Genomic DNA, 18243 nt, shown 5'->3' on the forward strand with positions numbered 1-18243 from the left:
GGTAGGAGCCATCGCGCGGTGCGGCCCCGACCTGAGTCCTGGCCGCACCTGCGCGTCGGCCGGTTCCTGGGAACGGCGGCTCAGAACTCGTCGGCGCCGTTGCGCAGTTCGGGCGTCCAGTAGCCGGTCTTCGCGACCGCGTCGTCGACCGCGATGCCGCCGTGGGGCGCGGTGACGGCCTTGGTTCCCTCGGCGGGCCCGTCGGCGGCGAAGAGGTTCACGTTGAACGAGGTGACAGCGCGGTTCTTCTCGTCGGCACCACCGTTGTTGATCCGCACGGCCGCGTAGGCCGGGGCGCCCGCGTCCAGCACGACGGGAGTGCCCGGCCTGCTCTTGGCGACGGCCGGAACGTCCTTGGCGGTCTGGATGTCGCCGAACGCGATCAGCGGGTGCCGCAGCAGCGTGCAGGCGTGTCCCGAGACGTTCGTGGCGGTCAGCGTGATGTGCGTGGTGGGCACGCCGTCCTGCTTGACCGCGGAGATCTCCACGTCGTCGGCGGCACAGGCCACGGCCTTGACGCCGGGCTTCTTCTTGGCGCCGGTCCGCGCGGCGGAGTCCGAGGCATCGGAACCGGTGGTATCCGAGGCGTCAGCACCGGCGGAGTCCGAGGCGTCCGAACCTTCGGTGTCCCCGGCCGCGCCGCCCTTCGCGGCCCCGCCGTCGGCAGCCGCGTCCTTGCCGGAGTCGCCGTCCGTTCCGGTTCCGACGGACGTCGAGGGCGAGGCGGCTCCCTCGTCCTGCACGCCGCCGTCGCCGCCGCAGGCGGTGAGCGTCAGGCTGAGCGCGGCGAAGGCGGCCGCGGCGAGTACGGCAGGGCGGCGGATGGAGGTACGCATGTGGGGGCTCCCCGTGTGGTGCGGTGCTGTGGTCGACGCGCTGGGCCGTCAACTGGTCTGCTCACAGCTTCGGTTCCCGCGCCGACGTCCCGCTCACGTCCGGCTGACGCCTCGCTGACGCTCCCCGGCTCAGGCCGCTCGCGGCCGCCGCCGCCCACTGTTCAACACCCTCCGCGGGCAGTTGATATGCGGCTGAAAAAGCGGCTCGGCACTCGGCGATTACCGCGTTCGGGTGTCTTGGCGGACCCGGTGCAACCGGATGGACGCCCATCCGCTTCCTGTCCGACACAGGCATCGCCACCCGTCGTGAGGAAGCCGCCATGACTTCACCCGCCACCATCCTGCCGACCGTCAACTGGGACGCGGAGGCCGACTTCCTGCTGCCCCCGCCCGACCCGACGCAGCGTCTGGACATGGCGGCGCCGACCGTTCTGACGCCCCGTGACCGGCACCGCCTGAGCCTGCACGCCACGCTCACCACGGCCGGGATCCCTCCCCACCCCGACGACACCAAGGCCATCGACGCGCTGAGCACACTCGATGACACGGTCGCCCTCGCGATCTGCCGGTGGCTCAGCACCCACGCCCATCCCGCGACCCCGCTCACGTGACACGACGCGCACACTCACCGAGCACCCACCCACCCCGCGGCGGGGCACGGCCGGTCAGCCTCTACCGCGCCGGGCCCGGCCGGTCAGCCTCTGTGGAACAGGTCCTGCGGATCGACGCGCTCCCAGCGCGAGCGCGGGGCGGGGGTCCGCGGCACTTCCCGGTCCTTGGCACGCCACTCGGCCACCAGCGCGTCGTAGATGGGGGATCGCGAAGGAGCCTCCCCGCCACCGGCCCTTGTCCCGGCACGGGGCGGCCGCGGCGAAGGAACTCCACTCCCCGCATCGCTCATGCCGGGTCCAACGATCCTTTCCGCTCCGGGCAACGCCGCCCTCGTACCGAACGATTCCGAGAGGCCCTGGTGAACAACTCCCGGCTCAGGAACCCACGTACGCCGAGAGGTGCTCGCCGGTGAGCGTGGAGCGGTCGGCGACGAGGTCGGCGGGGGTGCCCTCGAAGACGATCTTGCCGCCGTCGTGTCCCGCGCCGGGGCCGAGGTCGATGATCCAGTCCGCGTGTGCCATGACCGCCTGGTGGTGCTCGATGACGATGACCGACTTGCCGGACTCGACGAGCCGGTCAAGCAGGCCGAGCAGCTGCTCGACGTCGGCGAGGTGCAGGCCGGTGGTCGGCTCGTCGAGGATGTAGACGCCGCCCTTGTCCGCCATGTGCGTGGCCAGCTTGAGCCGCTGCCGCTCGCCGCCGGACAGCGTGGTGAGCGGCTGGCCGAGGCTGATGTAGCCGAGCCCGACGTCGGCGAGCCGGTCGAGGATCTTGTGCGCGGCCGGCGTGTGCGCCTCGCCGGAGCCGAAGAACTGCTCGGCCTCGGTCACCGACATCGCGAGCACCTCGCTGATGTCACGGCCGCCGAAGGTGTACTCGAGGACCGCGGGCTGGAACCGCTTCCCCTCGCAGTCCTCACAGGTCGATTCGACCCCGGCCATCATTCCCAGGTCGGTGTAGATGACGCCGGCGCCGTTGCAGTTGGGGCAGGCGCCCTCGGAGTTGGCGCTGAACAGCGCCGGCTTCACGTCGTTGGCCTTGGCGAACGCCTTGCGGATCGGGTCGAGAAGGCCGGTGTACGTCGCCGGGTTGCTGCGCCGCGAACCCTTGATCGGCGCCTGGTCGACGGAGACCACACCCGCCGAGGCGGGGACGGAGCCATGGATCAGCGAGCTCTTGCCGGAGCCCGCGACGCCGGTGACGACACACAGCACGCCCAGCGGGACGTCGACGTCGACGTCCTGGAGGTTGTGGCGGGTGGCGCCGCGGATCTCCAAGGTGCCGGTGGCCTCGCGCACCGACTCCTTGAGCGTGGCCCGGTCGTCGAGGTGGCGCCCTGTGACGGTGTCGCTGGCCCGCAGCCCGTCGACGGTGCCCTCGAAACAGACGGAGCCGCCGCCCGTACCGGCGCCGGGGCCGAGGTCGACGACGTGGTCGGCGATCGCGATGGCCTCGGGCTTGTGCTCGACGACGAGGACCGTGTTGCCCTTGTCCCGCAGCCTCAGGAGCAGGTTGTTCATCCGCTCGATGTCGTGGGGGTGCAGGCCGATGGTGGGCTCGTCGAAGACGTACGTGACGTCGGTGAGCGAGGAGCCCAGATGGCGGATCATCTTGGCGCGTTGCGCCTCGCCGCCGGACAGCGTGCCCGCGGGACGGTCGAGCGAGAGGTAGCCGAGGCCGATCTCCACGAACGAGTCGAGGGTCTGCTGGAGCGCGGTGAGCAGCGGCGCCACCGACGCGTCCTTGAGGCCGCGCACCCACTCGGCGAGGTCGCGGATCTCCATCGCGCAGGCGTCGGCGATGCTGATCCGCTTGATCTTCGAGGACCGGGCCCCTTCGGTGAGCCGGGTGCCGTCGCACTCGGGGCAGGTGGTGAAGGTGACCGCCCGCTCCACGAAGGCGCGGATGTGCGGCTGCATCGCCTCCTTGTCCTTGGACAGGAACGACTTCTGGATCTTGGGGATCAGGCCTTCGTAGGTGAGGTTGACGCCGTTGACCTTGACCTTCATCGGCTCGCCGTAAAGGAAGTCCCGCAGTTCCTTCTTGGTGTACTTGCGGATCGGCTTGTCCGGGTCGACGAGGCCGGACTGGGCATAGACCTGCACGGTCCACTGGCTGTCCGACTTCCAGCCGGGGATGGTGAACGCGCCTTCGGAGAGCGACTTGGAGTCGTCGTAGAGCTGGGTGAGGTCGATGTCGGAGACCGAGCCGCGGCCCTCGCAGCGCGTGCACATGCCGCCGGTGCGGTTGAAGGTCGCCTTCACGGTCTTGGTCTTGGCGGCACCGCGTTCGACGGTGATCCCGCCGCTCGCCCGGACCGATGCGGTGTTGAAGGAGTACGCGCTGGGCGGGCCGATGTGCGGCTTGCCGAGCCTGCTGAAGAGGATGCGCAGCATCGCGTTGGCGTCGGTGGCGGTGCCGACCGTGGAGCGGGGGTCGGCGCCCATCCGCTGCTGGTCGACGATGATCGCGGTCGTGAGCCCGTCGAGTACGTCGACTTCGGGGCGCGCCAGCGTCGGCATGAAGCCCTGGAGGAAGGCGCTGTAGGTTTCGTTGATCATCCGCTGGGACTCCGCGGCGATCGTGCTGAAGACGAGCGAGCTCTTGCCCGAGCCGGAGACGCCGGTGAACACCGTCAGGCGCCGCTTGGGGATCTCGATGCTGACGTCCTTGAGATTGTTCACGCGGGCGCCGTGCACACGGATCAGGTCGTGGCTGTCGGCGGCGTGGAGCGCAGGCGACTGCGTGTTCTTTCTCTTGGCGGGGCTCATGGTCTCTCCATCTGTTCGGGCGGAGCCGCCTGCGCGGTCTCCGCCGTGTCGCCTGGCTCGATCTGGTCGGTGTCGAGCTGTACGTCAGGTTCTACTTCGTCGGCGTGATTGCGGCAACGCGTTCCTGGATTCGGAGCAGGTTGCCCGCGGGATCACGTACGGCGCAGTCGCGCACCCCGTACGGCTGCTCGGTCGGATGCTGGACGATCTCGGCGCCCTCGGCCTGAAGCCGCGCGAAGGTGCCGTCGAGGTCTGCGGTGGCGAGAATGATGCCCGCGTAGGTGCCCTTGGCCATCATCTCGGCGATGGTGCGGCGCTCGGCTTCGGTGATGCCGGGGTCGGTGGCCGGCGGCTGCAGGACGAGGGATGTGCCGGGCTGATCGGCGGGCCCGACGGTGATCCAGCGCAGTCCGTCGTAACCGACGTCGTCGCGGACCTCGAAGCCGAGCGTGTCGCGGTAGAAGGCCAGGGACGCGTCCGGGTCGTCGTGCGGGAGGAAGCTCGCGTGCAGGGTGACGTCCATGGCCATCACGCTAGAGCCGGCTCAGGGGGCGGCGCTTCTCGATTCCTGATCGGTCGGACTGCGCCAGGATTCCCCGGGAAACGCCTCGGGGGCGGCACCACATGGTGCCGCCCCCGATCGCCGCGCCCGCCGTCAGGACTGGGGGCGGCTGCCGTGGTTCGCGCCGTTCTTGCGGCGGGCCTTCTTCTTGCGACGTCGCTTCGAGGACATGGATACCTCCGTGGTTCCCGTGTTGCTTCCCGGGCTCGAGCCCAGGCGATCATGCCGCCCCTACCCACGACGAAGCTTCGTCATGACGTGGCCTACGTCACCAAGGACACCTCGCTCAGGGAGCGGCTCAGGCGGGGAGCGCGTCGACGGTGGGGACGACCGTGCCGAACAGGTCGGTGATGGTGGTCAGGGCGGCGGTCTGGAGCGCGGCGGCGGGCAGGACGGTGCCGTCCGGGGCGGCGAGGGCGCGGGTGGCGGTGGCCTCCGCGATCACGGTGGGGCGGTAGCCGAGGTTGAAGGCTCCCTGGGCGGTGTAGTTGACGCACATGTGCGTCATGAAACCGGCGAGGACCAGGTCCTTGCCGCTGCCCGGGGCGATGCCCAGGTCACTCAGCGTCTTCTCGAGATCGGTGGCGTGGAAGGAGTTGGGGAACTGCTTCACCACGACCGCCTCACCTTCCACCGGGGCGACCTCGTCGCTGATGGCCCCGATGTGGGCGCGGATGTCGTAGGGGGTGTTCTCGCCGCCGTCGTTGAGGATGTGGACGACCGGGGTGCCCGCGGCGCGGGCGCGCTCCAGGAGGCGGGCACCCGCCGCGAGCGCCGTCTCGGCGCCGTCGAGGGCCATGACGCCGGTGCGGTAGGTGTTCTGGAAGTCGATCATGATCAGGGCGGATTCGCTCAGCCGGGGCGGCTGGTCGTCCAGGCCGATCACGTCGCGCAGGGTCGTGGAGGGCTGATGCGTGTGCGTGCTCATGGGGTGCCTTTCGTGTGGTGCGGTGCATGACGGATCACGGCATGAGGCAGGGCGGAGCCGCAGGGCTCGGGCGCGCCTGCATGCCCAAGGAGTGGTGCTGGGTGAAGAGGGTGAAGAGGGTCAGGTGGTCTGGATGCGGAAGCGGCGGCGGTAGGCGGCCGGGGTGGTGGAGAGCTGCCGGTTGAACGCCCGGTGCAGCGTCTCCACCGAACCGAGCCCGGCCGCTGCCGCGACCCGGTCGAGAGGGCTGTCGGTGGTCTCAAGGAGACGGCGCGCCACCTCGACGCGGGCGGCTTCGACGTAGTCGGCCGGGCTGGTGCCGGTCTCCTGTTTGAACACCCGGGCGAAGTGCCGCTCGCTCAGGCACATCCGGGCCGCCAGTGCCGCCGCCGACAGGTCCGCGTCCAGGTGATCGGCGATCCACAGCCGCAGTGCGTCGATGTCGCGGCGGGCGGACGCGGGGCGGCTGAGCGGCACGGAGAACTGGCTCTGACCGCCCTGGCGTTTGAGGTACATCACCAGGTGCCGGGCCACCGACAGGGCCACGTCCTCGCCCTGGTCCTCGGCCACGAGCGCCAGGGCGAGATCCAGGCAGGCACTGATCCCGGCCCCTGTCCACAGCCGGCCTCGGTCGGTGCGTACGAAGATGGGGTCCGGGTCGACCGTGACGGCCGGGTGCTCGGCGGCGAGCTGGGCGGCGGTCGACCAGTGGGTGGTCGCCGTCTTCCCGTCGAGGAGTCCGGCCGCGGCCAGGACGTGCGCACCCACGCAGACCGACGCCACTCGGCGGGCCTGCGGGGCGGTCGCCCTGACCCACTCCACGACGTCCGTGTCGATACGGGCGAGGGGTCCTTCGTCGGTCATGTCGACCGCGCCGGGCACCAGCAGGGTGTCCACCCGCCCGCGCACCTCGTCGAAGCCCATGTCGGCCACCAGCCGCACTCCCGCCGACGTACGGACCTCACCGGCGGCCGGCCCGGCAAGGCGTACCTGGTAGCCGGCGCGGCCCGCGGTCTCCCGGTTGGCCAGGCCGAAGACCTCGGCGGGACCGGTGACGTCGAGGAGGTCGACATCGGGGAAGACCGCGATGACGACACGGTGCGGAGTGGGCATGGACCCATCCTCACCGCCGCCACCGATGGCCGCAATGACGATTCCCTGTCACATCCGGACATGGGCCGGGACGACTCGGCCGAGGGCGCGGGCTCGGCCGAGGGCGCGGGCTCGGCCGAGGGCGCGGGCTCGGCCGAGGGCGCGGGCTCGGCCGAGGGCGCGGGCTCGGGCTCGGGCGGCCAGGGCCGAGCGGCTCCACCGGGGCGGGAACATTCGTCCAAGACAACCGCTTCCGGAGTCGGCACAGTCGAGGGCACGGGCCAGGGCGACACCACTCGCCTCGACCACCGCCCGGCAAACCGAGGGGAAGCGACGATGACGAACGACGACACCACGACGACGAACGACACCGAAGACGTCCGTGACCTGGTCGCACAACTGGTGTTCGGAAGCCTGGCCGCGCAGACCGTTCGCGCCGCCGTCCGGCTGAGGGTGATGGAGCTGATCGGCGACAAGGAGCGGTCGGCGGCAGAGGTGGCCGCCGATGCCGGGGCACGTACACAGCCCATGACCAGGCTGCTGCGCGCCCTGGCGAGCCTGGGCCTGCTGCGCGAACACACCGCGGGCTCCTTCTCGTTGACGCCCGCGGGCGCCACCCTGGACCCCGAGCGGCCCGGCTCGCTCACCTCACTGGTCCGGATGTTCACGGAGCCGACGATGCTGCGCGCCTGGGAACACCTGGACGACAGCGTGCGCACCGGTGACGTCGCGTTCGACACGATCTTCGGGAAGGACTTCTTCAGCCACCTCAAGGAATTCCCCGACCTGTCCGCGGAGTTCAACGCGGCCATGAGCCAGGCCTCCAGGGCGACGGCCGCAGTCCTGCCGCACGCCTTCGACTTCGGCCGCTTCACCACGGTGACCGATGTCGGGGGCGGTGACGGCACCTTGCTGAGCGCCGTGCTCCGCGAACACCCGGCCCTGACGGGCGTCGTCCACGACACCGAGGAGGGCCTGGCCCAGGCTCCGACGACGCTGGAGCGGCAGGGGCTCACGGCACGATGCTCCCTGGCGGCCGGAGACTTCTTCCAGTCCGTGCCGGGCGGCGCCGACGTCTACCTGCTCAAGAGCATCGTGCACGACTGGTCGGACGAGCAGGCGGTCACGATCCTGACCCACTGCCGCGAGGCGCTGCCACCGGCGGGCCGCGTACTGATCGTGGAGCCCGTTCTGCCCGAGGTCGTCGACGCCGAAACCGCCGGACTCACCTACCTCACCGACCTCAACATGATGGTGAACGTGGGCGGCAGGGAGCGGACGCGGGCCGACTTCGAAGAGGTGTGCCGCAGGGCAGGCCTTGCCCTCACCTCGGTGACCCCGCTGGAACAGGCGGAACCGTTCTGCCTGATCGAGGCGACAGCGGCGTGAGGGCGAGGCGCGTCACGACTTGATCACATCCTGCATGATTCAACCGCATGTGACCTAGCGTGTTCCGCCTGGCTCAACCTTGGGGGGACATATGCGCGTTCGCGCTACCGCGGCTGCTGCCGCCATGCTTCTGGCCGCTCTCACCGCGTGCGGCGGCAGCGATGGCGGCGACAGCGGCACAGCCGATGCGAAGTCGTCGGAGGGTTCGAAGGCCTCGACGGCGAAGAAGGTCGACTGCTCGGACGAGGACATCAGTCAGGCCGACTGGATGGAGCACTGCTCCGACGAAGGTGCCGGCGCCGGCGCCGACGGGGACGGAACCGCGGGGAAGGCGACGGGCCTGAAGTTCGGCGAGTCCTACACCTGGCCGGACGGCCTGAAGGTGTCCGTCGCCGATGCGAAGGTGTTCACGGACTACGACGCCGAGCTGATGGAGTCCGCCGAGCCCGGCAACACCGACTTCCGCGTGCGGTTGAAGCTGACGAACTCCGGCAAGTCCGCGGTCGCCCTCGACGACCTGTCCGTCATCGTCGAGGGCGCCACGAAGGGCGGCGAGGCCGGGGCGACCGTGTTCGAGAAGGGGTCCGAGCCGCTCGAGGGCCGCCTGGCCCCCGGGGTCTCCGCGACGAAGACCAACGACAACGCCCTGGAGACGAAGTACGGCAAGAAGGTCGTCGTCACGGTGCAGCGCAACAGCGAGGACTTCGACCTGGACTTCCCGGAGTTCACCGGATCCATCACCGGGTGAGGCGACCTGCGGGTCGCGCGCCGATCTTGACGGCGTAGGTTGACCCCATGGTGGAGGGGGCGAAGCCTGCGGTGCGGTCGAGGCCGCAGGAGCAGCGGGCACGGGGGCGGCATGCCGTCCGGCGGGAGAAGAAGCAGGGCGGCCGGGAGAAGAATCAGGGCGGCCTTGTCCGTTCGTCGTTGCTGATGGCCGTCGGCACGGTGGTGTCGCGGGCGACGGGTCTCATCCGGCAGGTGCTGCAGGCCGCCGCGCTGGGCACGGGCTTGCTGGCCAGCACGTACAACACGGCGAACACGGTGCCGACAAGCCTGTACACGCTGTTGATCGGTGGTGCGCTCAACGCCGTCCTGGTGCCGCAGCTGGTGCGCGCCAGGGCGACGCAGCCCGATGGCGGGCGCGCCTACGAACAGCGTCTGGTCACGCTCGTGGTGTGTGTCCTTGGCGTGGGGACGGCGTTGGCGGTCTGGGCTGCCCCGCAGATCGTGGGCCTGTACATGCGCGACACCCCGGAACGTCACGAGGCGTTCGAGCTGACGGTGACGTTCGCCAGGTTCCTGCTTCCGCAGATCTTCTTCTACGGCCTGTTCAGCATCTACGGACAAGTCCTCAACGCCCGCGAGAAGTTCGGCGCGATGATGTGGACGCCGGTCCTGAACAACGTCGTGCTGGTCGGCATGTTCGCCGCCTACCTGACGCTGATGACGGTCCCCGACCAGGTCGAGGACATCACCACGGCCCAGGTGCGGCTGCTCGGTCTCGGCACGACGGCGGGCATCGCCCTACAGGCCCTGGCGCTTGTCCCGTACGCGCGGGCGGCGGGATTCCGGTTCCGGCCGCGGTTCGACTGGCGCGGCACCGGCCTTGGCACGAGCGTCCACGCGGCGAAGTGGACGCTCCTGTTCGTCCTGGCCAACCAGGTCGCCCTGACCGTGGTCACGAATTACGCCAACGCCGCCGACCAGGAGCTGCCGCAGGCCGGCGCGGGCTACTCGGCCTACACCTACGCGCAGACCATCTGGCTGCTGCCACAGTCGATCGTGACCGTGTCCCTGGTGACGGCTCTGCTGCCGCGCATGAGCCGGGCCGTCGCGGAAGGGCGTCTGCAGGACCTGCGCGCGGATCTGTCCCGGGCGCTGCGGATCAGCGGCGTGATCATCGTGCCTGCCGCCTTCCTCTTCCTCGCCCAGGGGCCGCAGATCGCGTCGCTCCTGTTCGCCCACGGAGCGGCGGACGCGGCATCGGCCCGCCCTCTGGGCTACATGCTGCAGGCCTTCGGACTCGGCCTCATCCCGTTCTCGGCCCAGTACCTCCTGCTGCGCGGCTTCTACGCACAGCAGGACACGCGTACTCCCTTCTTCGTGGCGGCCTGGATCGCGGGCGTGAACATCGCCCTGGCCACGGCCTGCCACGTGCTGCTGCCCGCCCGCTGGGCGGTCGTCGGCATGGCCGGGGCCTACACGCTGTCCTATCTGGCCGGCCTCGCGCTCACCGCGCACCTGCTGCGCAGGAGACTCGGAGCCCGCATCGACGACGGCAGCCTGCGCCGAACCTATACGAAGCTGCTGTGCGCCGCGGGTCCCGCCGCGGGCCTGGGCTGGGCCGCGACGCGCGCATGCGCCGGCCTGGGAAGCGGAACGTGGCCCACCGCGGCCGCGCTCTCCGCCGGGGTGCTCACGACGGCCCTCGGATATCTCGTCCTCGCACGGCTGCTGAAGGTCAGCGAGCTGCGACGCCTGCCCGGCATGCGCTGAGTCCGGCGAGGCGAGCGCTCAGGCGGCCCGCCGACACGGCCGGGCTGGCTCACGCATACACCTCTCTCGACAGGGCACCCGGCTGACACGCCTCGACCCAGGGAGCACCTCATGGTCATTGTCGGCATCGTCGCTGTCTGCGTCGTACTGGCCGTCCTCGCCTTCTTCGTGCCCCGCCTCTCACGGCACCCCGAACGCGGCACCCAACGCACTCTGGGGGCCGGTTCGCGCGCCGGCGGCAAGGCCCCCGGCATCCTCGGCCGGATCTTCAGCAAGCCTTTCCGCAGCAGCTCCAAGGCCGTGGGCCGCAGCGGCTCGGCCGGTCGGCGCACGCGGGGCCGCATGCCCTTCTGAGCGCCTGCCTGCTGAAGCCAGGCCCTCACAGGCTCGTGAGCAGGTCATCCAGCGGGGCCGGTGTCAGATCGGGGTCGAGGGCCTCGACGAGGAGGCGGCCGTAGCGGATCTTGCGGCCCTTCTTCGTGCCGAGGAAGCGCCGCAACTGCTGCTGCCGGGGCCTGCCGTGCTGGGCGGGCTGGCGCATGAAGGTCTGCCAGGCCCGCAGGTCGCCCTCGGCCCGGATGGCATCCTCGACCCTCGCCGTGCCCAGCGCGCGGATGAGTTCGTCCTCCAGGTCCGACACGCACACGAAGAAGTCCCCGCCCGGCGCCCCTGCCCGCTCCAGACCCCGGTCGTAGAAGCGCTGTTCGGCCACGTCGCACAGTCCTGCAAGACGCAGGTCGAGGCCGGGCGGCCCGAGGATCTCGGCGTAGCGGCCGATGCTCATCGCCCCGCCCATCGACACGACGCACACCCCCTCGGCTGCCAGGTCCCGGCCACGCCGTGCGGCCAGCGCCTCAACTGCCTCGCGGTCACTCGGCCCTTCCAGCAGCACGGCCGTCCGCACGCCCACTCGCTCGGCCAGATCGTGCGCAGGGCCGCCGGGTCCGCCGGCCGCCCAGCCACTGACCGCGTCCCGGAACGCCCGCATGTCTGCCATGGAGGGAGTCTGCACCTTCACCCTCGGCATGGCACGGCATATTCAGCGGTCACGGTCGGCGCGCCCGGCATGCCCGGCGCGCTCAGCCTCGGTAGGCGGCGATCGCGATCCGGACGAACGACCGGAGCAGTGGGTTGGTGTCGCGCTCGTTCCATGCCACCAGCACGCGGCTCGCGGGCATGTCGACCAACGGCACCACGGTGAGCCCGTCCCCCGGCTCGTGGTCCAGGAGCGTCATGCCGACGGTGCCGTTCCAGACAACGGCTTGCCGGCACTCCGCGACGGCGCGCACCACCGGGCCCTCGCGAGGCTCTCCGCCGTTCCAGTACGACTGCCAGAGGGGATCGGTGCCCTCCGGGAAGACGAACCAGCGGCGATCGACCAGGTCCGCGATCTTCAGGCTTGCGTGCCGGGCCAGCGGATCGTCGGCGCGCAGCAGCGCACCCACCGGGTCGGCGCGCAGCTCGTGGACCGTCAGGCCGGTCTCGTCGAACGGCCCCCGGGTCAGGGCGACATCGACGAGGCCGGCATGCAGCCCGCACGTCGGATCGGTCAGGTCGGTCTCGCGGACGCGCACCTCGATCTGCGGGTGGCGCCGGCGGTAGGCGCCGGCCAGCCGCGCCGCGCCCGGATCGGTGCTGTCCCCCAGGATGCCGACGGTGATGCTCGCGGCACCGGCCGCGGCGGCCACGCGTACGCGTACCCGGTCGGCCTGGTCGAGCAGGGAGCGCGCCTCGTCGAGCAGCACGGCACCCACCGCGGTGAGCGTGACCCCGGCGGACGACCGGTCGAACAGCGCGGCGCCGACCTCGGTCTCCAACTGCTTGATGGCCCGGCTCAGCGGCGGCTGGCTCATGTGCAGCCGGGCGGCGGCCCGGCCGAAGTGGAGTTCCTCGGCGACCGCCACGAAATAGCGCAGCGCGCGTAGCTCCATGCTGCGACGATACCCGTTCGGTATCGGGGTGGCGGAACAGGTCTTGGACGGTCGCGGTGCCCTGGCGGTGGAATCGGGGCATGCCCGACGAACCGAGAAACACCGAGCCGCTCGCCGTCCCCGCCGTGTCGGTGGTCGGTCCTGGCGAGGGCGAGACGATCGTCCTCGGCACCACGCGACTGCGCGTACTCGAGGACGGCAGCAACACCGGGCACCGCATCGGGCTCGCCGAATCGGTCCTCGCGCCGCACACGCCCGGACCGCCGCAGCACCGTCACGCCCAGCACGACGAGGGCTTCTACGTCGTCTCCGGCACGGTGCGGTTCACGGTCGGCGAGCAGGACTACGACGCGACCGCGGGCACGCTCGTGATGGTCCCGCCCGGCGCGCCGCACACCTTCGCCAACACGACCGGTCAACCGGCCGTCATGGTCAGCACGTTCACACCGGACCTGTACGTCCAGTACTTCCGTGACCTGCACGCCATGATCGCCCGCGGCCAGGCCTTGACCCCTGAGGCGACCGCCCAGGTGATGAGCCGTTACGCCACCGAACCCGCCACCGACTTCGCCTGAGGCCCGCGCCCCCGCACCCCGACCGTGGACGGAATCATGAACATCGCCTATGGGATCGTCGCCGGCCTGCTCTGCCTGTTCTACCTCTACGCGGGCGGGATGAAGCTGGCCCGGAGCCACGAGCAACTCCGCCCCATGATGGCCTGGGTGGACAGCACCCCGATGCCCGCCGTCAGGGCCATCGGCCTCGCCGAAGTACTCGGCGCGACCGGCCTGATCCTCCCGCCACTGACCAGCATCGCCCCCTGGCTCGCGCTGGCCGCGGCCATCGGGTTCGTGATCCTGCAGATCGGCGCGACCAGGGTCCACCTGAGCCGCGGGGACCGCCGGATCGCCCTCAACATCACGCTCCTGCTCACCGCGTCCGTGACCGCCTGGCTCGCGACGGCATGGATCTGACGACAGCTCTAGCCCGCGTTCATCAGGGTCTCGAAGCCGGAGTCGTCGCAGTACGCAACGGCTTGCCCCTCAGCGGTCATGTCGCCGCTGATCGCCCGTGCGGTGTCGTCAAGGATGTGGCTGCCACCGCGGTCGAGCCCCTCCCGGTCCAGCCGCTTCGCGGCGGCGATGACCGTATACCCGGCGATACCGGGCTCGGACGGCTGGGCGCTCTGTCCGTCATCCGCGTCGACACCGCTGCCGTCGGCTGCCGACGCGTTCCTGGTGTCCTGCCAAGTACCGAGCGCGGAGCAGTAGTTGTGTCGCCACTCCTCGTCCTGCGCGGAGTCGCGCGACGAGCAACCGCCCATCAGACCGACCACGACGAAAGCCGTCGCCGCTCGCGCGGCTCCTCGCCTGCCTGCCGTACCCCTGACCCTGCCGCGCCCCATGAACATTCCCTCCCCTGAGCAACCAGTGAAGAGTACGGGCCCGCGCTACCGCCCGTTGGCCGAGAAGTGCTGGTAGTCGGGGTTCGCCCAGCGGCCGCCCCATTTCCAGCCGATCCTCCGCATGGCGGTCCACACGACGTCGCCGGGGCGGATCATGCCCTTGACCATGCGGTCGCGTCGCAGGTACTTCGCCGCCGACTCCGGATGGACACGGCCATTGGCATCGACGTACGGGTTCTCGACCGTGTTGATGTCGATCGCGTTGCCGTACGAGTGCTGCGACATCCGGCCCGGGTTCCCGGTCACCCGGCGACAGTTGAAGGCGGAGGTGTTGTCGGCCGCCATCGCCGCCGCGTCGCTGCCGCCGAACTCGGCCGTCACCCGCATCCGGCGAATCGGGAACTTCGCCGCGAAGGCCTTCCGGAAGACATACAGCAGCGGCTTCACCGAACGCTGATGGACGATCAGTTCACCGGGATGGACGCGGCCGTCGAAGCCCCAGTGGTTCATGCGGATGAGCCGGAGCCGCCGCGGCGGGACGGGGCACCCGCGGTGGTAGGTGGAGCCGATCTTGGCCTTCGGCACGGCGGTGACCCGCGCATCGAGGCGGGGCGCGGAAGTGGTGCGGGGCGCGGAAGCGGTGCGGGAGACCGGGTCATCAGGGATGCGCGCGTCCGCACCCGCATCGACGGGCACGCCGACGACGAGCGCCAGGGCCATGACCACGGGGATGACGCGAGACATGATGTGCACGTTTTGACCCTAAATGCGTGCGGTGCCATTCCGGCGGAGGCCACTGCGGTCGGCTGTTGAGGGAGGCGGGAGGTCAGCTCTGTCCGCCGGTCTTGCGGCGGTGCAAGTACACCGCGCCCGCGCCGACGGCGAGCACCGCGGCCCCGGCCGCCAGCTCGACCGGGTTGCTGCTGCCCTGGGAGCCACCCGAACCGGCGTGCACGCCGCCCCTGACGGCCGGGTCCGTGGAGTCGCAGAACCGCTGCGCCGTGGACGCGGCCATGTTCGCCTCTTCCTCTGCGGCCTTCTTCTCCTCCGGAGTGGCGGACGGGTCGGCCTTCACCGTGTCGGCGTTCTTCTGCGTGATCTCCGCGTCGTCCAGAGCCTTCTGGCAACTCGGCGACACGGCCTGTGCGTTGGGGGCGGTGACCGCCAGCGCGGCGCCCGCGACGGCCAGACCGGTCAGGACTCGGATGGAACGCATGGATCTACCTCCAGTACGGACACGGCCCCCCGAAGCTCTCGTGCCCCGGAACGTTCTGCCGGCGTCGACCGCGCCCCTACCAACAGCCCTCCCGCCCCACGGCGCGTCCCTACCGGCAACACGCCGCGCGTCCCTCGCTCGGCCCACACGGGCCCACTCGTCTGGCCGGGAAAACCACCGGCCCCGGCTCTCGACCTCGCTCTCGGCCTCTGCGGGTGATCAGCCCTGCCAGGACCAGTCCCGCACTTCCGGCAGGTCGACGCCGTGCTCACGCACGTAGGCGTGGTGGCGCAGCCGCATGTCCTCCATCTGCTGGCGCACCTGGACCGCGCGGACGCTCAGGCCCGGCACGCGGTCGATGACGTCCATCACCAGGCGGAAGCGGTCCAGGTCGTTGGCGACCACCATGTCGAAGGGCGTGGTGGTCGTGCCGCGCTCCTTGTATCCGCGCACATGCAGGTGCGGATGGACCGCGCGCCGGTACGCGAGGCGGTGCACCAGCCAGGGGTAGCCGTGGAACCCGAAGATCACCGGCTTGTCACGGGTGAACAGCGCGTCGAACTCGGCGTCCGGCATGCCGTGCGGATGCTCGCCCTCCGGCATCAGGCGCGCGATGTCCACGACATTGACCACGCGCACCGCAAGGTCCGGCAGGTGGCCGCGCAGCAGGCTCGCCGCCGCAAGGACCTCCAGGGTGGGCACGTCCCCGGCGCAGGCGAGCACCACGTCCGGCTCGCGCTCGGTGGTCTCGCTGCCGGCCCAGGTCCACACCCCGGCGCCCCGCGCGCAGTGCGCCCGTGCCTCGTCCAGGCCCAGCCAGTCGAAGCCGGGCTGTTTGCCGGCGACGATCACATTGACGTAGTCGCGTGAGGCGAGGCAGTGCTCGGCGGTGGACAGCAGCGTGTTGGCGTCCGGCGGCAGGTAGACGCGTACCGCCTCGGGGCTCTTGTTGAGTACGTGTCCGATGAACCCGGGGTCCTGGTGCGAGAAGCCGTTGTGGTCCTGCCGCCACACATGGGAGGTCAGCAGGTAGTTCAGCGAGGCGATCGGCGCCCGCCAGGGCAACTCGCGGGTCGTGCGCAGCCACTTGATGTGCTGGTTGACCATCGAGTCGACGATGTGCACGAACGCCTCGTAGCAGGAGAAGAGACCGTGGCGCCCCGTCAGGAGATAGCCCTCCAGCCACCCCTGGCAGGTGTGCTCGGAGAGGATCTCCATCACGCGTCCGTGCCGGGAGAGGTTCTCGTCCACGTCGTGGATCTCCTCCTGCCAGGCCTTTCCGGACGCCCCGTAGACCGCGTCGAGCCGGTTGGACGCCGTCTCGTCCGGGCCGACGAGCCGGAAGTCGCGCCGTTCGGCGGTGTCGGCCATGACCTGCCGCAGGTAGCCGCCGAGGACCCGTGTCGGCTCGTTCAGGGTGGCGCCGGGCTTGTCCACCTCGACCGCGAACTCCTCCAGTGGCTTCAGCGGCAGCGAGTGCAGGAGCAGCCCGCCGTTGGCGTGCGGGTTGGCACCGAGGCGCAGCGTGCCCCGCGGGGCGATGTCGACGAGCCCGGGGGCCGGGCGTCCCTCGGCGTCGAACAGCTCCTCCGGCCGGTAGGAGCGCAGCCATTCCTCCAGCTGGTGGCGGTGCTCGGCGCTCTCCCGGACGTTGGCGAGCGGCACCTGATGCGCGCGCCAGGTGCCCTCCACCGGCTTGCCGTCCACCGTCTTGGGGCCGGTCCAGCCCTTGGGGGTACGGAGCACGATCATGGGCCAGCGGGGTGCGGGGGTGTCCTTGGGGCGCTCGGCGTCCGAGTCCGCCCTGGCCGTGCGCTGTATCGCGGCGATGCGGTCAAGGCAGCGGTCCAGGGCGACCGCGAAGTCCCGGTGGACCGTCATGGGGTCGTCGCCGGTGACGTGCACGGGCTCGTATCCGTATCCGCGCATCAGGTCGTCCAGCTGGGCCTCGGGCAGCCGGGCCGGGATCGTCGGGTTGGCGATCTTGTAGCCGTTCAGGTGCAGGATGGGCAGCACCGCACCGTCGTGCACCGGGTCCAGGAAGGTGTTCGAGTGCCAGGAGGCGGCGAGCGGTCCGGTCTCGGACTCCCCGTCGCCGATGACGCACACCGACAGCAGGTCCGGGTTGTCGAACGCGGCGCCGTAGGCGTGCGAGAGGGAGTAGCCGAGCTCGCCGCCCTCGTGGATGGATCCCGGAGTCTCGGGCGCGACATGGCTGGGCACTCCGCCGGGGAACGAGAACTGGCGGAACAGCCTCGCCATGCCCTCCCCGTCGCGGGTGACGTCGGGATAGGTCTCGGTGTACGTGCCGTCCAGCCAGGAGTTGGCGAGCACCGCGGGCCCGCCGTGCCCGGGGCCCCAGATGCAGACGGTCGGCAGCTCCCGCGCCTTGATGGCCCGGTTGAGGTGCACGTGGACCAGGTTCAGACCGGGCGAGGTCCCGAAGTGGCCGAGGAGTCGCGGCTTGATGTCCTCGGCCGCCAGGGGGCGCCGCAGCAGGGCGTTGTCCATCAGATAGATCTGCCCCACCGAGAGGTAATTGGCCGCCCTCCAGTACCGCGTGATCGCCTGCAGTTCGGCATCGGAGGGAGGTTTCGCGGGTGAGGAGGGGTTCACCGCGGGATCGCCCATGGCTGCTCCTTGTCAGAGGTACGGCAGGCCGGACACCACAGCGGTGGACCGGCTCGGCGGCTCGCGCCCTCCCGCCCCATGAGCCCCATGAGCCCTGTGAGCCCTGTGAGCCCTGTGAGACGGGACGAAGGCCGCAGGGCGCCACCGGATGAGTGACCGGTCACGCTCAACGTAATCGCGCGCCGGACCACCCGCCTCCCGGAGTCGGCCGGACGCATGGCCCGCGCCATCGGGGCTTCCCCGTCGCCGAGTTATCTTGCTCGGGCGAAGGCGCTGAGCCGTTGGCCGACAGCCACTGGCCGTTGGCTGTTCCCCCGAAGAGCCGGGCGCCGTCTCGTCAGCCGGGCAGGGCGTCACAGGCGAGGAGCCGA

At 70.6% G+C, this 18243-nt stretch carries 19 protein-coding genes; 7 read left to right on the forward strand and 12 right to left on the reverse strand.

The genetic code is table 11. The features are described 5' to 3' along the window. Positions 1 to 80: 80 nt before the first annotated feature. Complete coding sequence (locus tag M4V62_RS03205) at positions 81 to 836, reverse strand: DUF4232 domain-containing protein (RefSeq protein ID WP_249585664.1); 756 nt, start codon at positions 834 to 836, stop codon at positions 81 to 83. A 320-nt stretch (positions 837 to 1156) separates the two neighbouring features. Here M4V62_RS03205 and M4V62_RS03210 point away from each other — a divergent pair, with 320 nt between their 5' ends. Further along, positions 1157 to 1447 (forward strand): hypothetical protein, encoded by a 291-nt coding sequence (locus M4V62_RS03210; RefSeq protein WP_249585665.1) that lies wholly within the window; start codon positions 1157 to 1159, stop codon positions 1445 to 1447. Positions 1448 to 1822: 375 nt separating this feature from the next. Here M4V62_RS03210 and M4V62_RS03215 read toward each other — a convergent pair whose 3' ends face one another. The 5 genes from M4V62_RS03215 to M4V62_RS03230 form a co-directional block, all read right to left on the reverse strand. After that, a complete protein-coding gene (locus tag M4V62_RS03215; RefSeq protein ID WP_249585666.1) occupies positions 1823 to 4219 on the reverse strand; it encodes an ATP-binding cassette domain-containing protein in 2397 nt (798 codons plus the stop codon). A gap of 91 nt (positions 4220 to 4310) precedes the next feature. Then, complete coding sequence (locus M4V62_RS03220; protein WP_249585667.1) at positions 4311 to 4742, reverse strand: VOC family protein; 432 nt, start codon at positions 4740 to 4742, stop codon at positions 4311 to 4313. Between the two features lie 132 nt (positions 4743 to 4874). Beyond that, entirely contained in the window at positions 4875 to 4952 is a 78-nt protein-coding gene (locus M4V62_RS43830; protein WP_370443954.1) for a 50S ribosomal protein bL37, read from the reverse strand. 127 nt (positions 4953 to 5079) lie between these two features. Continuing rightward, on the reverse strand, positions 5080 to 5709 hold the full coding sequence (locus M4V62_RS03225; RefSeq protein ID WP_249585668.1) for a cysteine hydrolase family protein: 630 nt from the start codon (positions 5707 to 5709) through the stop codon (positions 5080 to 5082). Positions 5710 to 5829: 120 nt separating this feature from the next. Further along, positions 5830 to 6822 (reverse strand): GlxA family transcriptional regulator, encoded by a 993-nt coding sequence (locus tag M4V62_RS03230; RefSeq protein ID WP_249585669.1) that lies wholly within the window; start codon positions 6820 to 6822, stop codon positions 5830 to 5832. Positions 6823 to 7137: 315 nt separating this feature from the next. Here M4V62_RS03230 and M4V62_RS03235 point away from each other — a divergent pair, with 315 nt between their 5' ends. The 4 genes from M4V62_RS03235 (at position 7138) to M4V62_RS03250 (ending at position 11043) form a co-directional block, all read left to right on the forward strand. After that, positions 7138 to 8190 (forward strand): methyltransferase, encoded by a 1053-nt coding sequence (locus tag M4V62_RS03235; RefSeq protein WP_249592676.1) that lies wholly within the window; start codon positions 7138 to 7140, stop codon positions 8188 to 8190. Positions 8191 to 8314: 124 nt separating this feature from the next. Further along, a complete protein-coding gene (locus M4V62_RS03240) occupies positions 8315 to 8938 on the forward strand; it encodes a hypothetical protein (RefSeq protein ID WP_249585670.1) in 624 nt (207 codons plus the stop codon). A gap of 47 nt (positions 8939 to 8985) precedes the next feature. Then, positions 8986 to 10689, forward strand: a complete 1704-nt coding sequence (gene murJ / locus M4V62_RS03245) for a murein biosynthesis integral membrane protein MurJ (protein WP_249585671.1) — start codon at positions 8986 to 8988, stop codon at positions 10687 to 10689. A 111-nt stretch (positions 10690 to 10800) separates the two neighbouring features. Continuing rightward, positions 10801 to 11043: a DUF6411 family protein gene (locus M4V62_RS03250; protein ID WP_249585672.1), complete on the forward strand. Its 243-nt coding sequence runs from the start codon at positions 10801 to 10803 to the stop codon at positions 11041 to 11043. Positions 11044 to 11068: 25 nt separating this feature from the next. Here the strand turns inward: M4V62_RS03250 and M4V62_RS03255 are convergent, their stop codons facing one another. Together M4V62_RS03255 and M4V62_RS03260 are read right to left on the reverse strand one after the other, a co-directional pair. Continuing rightward, a complete protein-coding gene (locus M4V62_RS03255) occupies positions 11069 to 11686 on the reverse strand; it encodes a TOPRIM nucleotidyl transferase/hydrolase domain-containing protein (RefSeq protein ID WP_249585673.1) in 618 nt (205 codons plus the stop codon). 82 nt (positions 11687 to 11768) lie between these two features. Further along, positions 11769 to 12620, reverse strand: a complete 852-nt coding sequence (locus M4V62_RS03260; RefSeq protein WP_249585674.1) for a LysR family transcriptional regulator — start codon at positions 12618 to 12620, stop codon at positions 11769 to 11771. A gap of 80 nt (positions 12621 to 12700) precedes the next feature. Between M4V62_RS03260 and M4V62_RS03265 the strand changes: the two genes are divergently transcribed. Together M4V62_RS03265 and M4V62_RS03270 are read left to right on the forward strand one after the other, a co-directional pair. Further along, positions 12701 to 13195 carry a cupin domain-containing protein gene (locus tag M4V62_RS03265; RefSeq protein ID WP_249585675.1) on the forward strand — a complete coding sequence of 165 codons (495 nt, stop codon included), beginning with the start codon at positions 12701 to 12703 and terminating at the stop codon, positions 13193 to 13195. A gap of 36 nt (positions 13196 to 13231) precedes the next feature. Next, complete coding sequence (locus M4V62_RS03270) at positions 13232 to 13594, forward strand: DoxX family protein (protein ID WP_249585676.1); 363 nt, start codon at positions 13232 to 13234, stop codon at positions 13592 to 13594. An 8-nt stretch (positions 13595 to 13602) separates the two neighbouring features. Here the strand turns inward: M4V62_RS03270 and M4V62_RS03275 are convergent, their stop codons facing one another. The 4 genes from M4V62_RS03275 to M4V62_RS03290 all read right to left on the reverse strand — a co-directional run bounded on the left by M4V62_RS03275 (position 13603) and on the right by M4V62_RS03290 (position 17872). After that, positions 13603 to 14025, reverse strand: coding sequence for a hypothetical protein (locus tag M4V62_RS03275; RefSeq protein WP_249585677.1), 423 nt, complete (start codon positions 14023 to 14025; stop codon positions 13603 to 13605). Positions 14026 to 14070: 45 nt separating this feature from the next. Next, on the reverse strand, positions 14071 to 14769 hold the full coding sequence (locus tag M4V62_RS03280) for a M15 family metallopeptidase (protein ID WP_249592677.1): 699 nt from the start codon (positions 14767 to 14769) through the stop codon (positions 14071 to 14073). Between the two features lie 82 nt (positions 14770 to 14851). After that, on the reverse strand, positions 14852 to 15241 hold the full coding sequence (locus M4V62_RS03285; RefSeq protein WP_249585678.1) for a GVDTG sorting domain-containing protein: 390 nt from the start codon (positions 15239 to 15241) through the stop codon (positions 14852 to 14854). A 219-nt stretch (positions 15242 to 15460) separates the two neighbouring features. Continuing rightward, complete coding sequence (locus M4V62_RS03290; RefSeq protein ID WP_249585679.1) at positions 15461 to 17872, reverse strand: phosphoketolase family protein; 2412 nt, start codon at positions 17870 to 17872, stop codon at positions 15461 to 15463. Between the last annotated feature and the right edge of the window lie 371 nt (positions 17873 to 18243).

Origin of the sequence: Streptomyces durmitorensis, assembly GCF_023498005.1 — a bacterium.
In the GTDB taxonomy this organism is placed as follows: Bacteria; Actinomycetota; Actinomycetes; order Streptomycetales; family Streptomycetaceae; genus Streptomyces; species Streptomyces durmitorensis.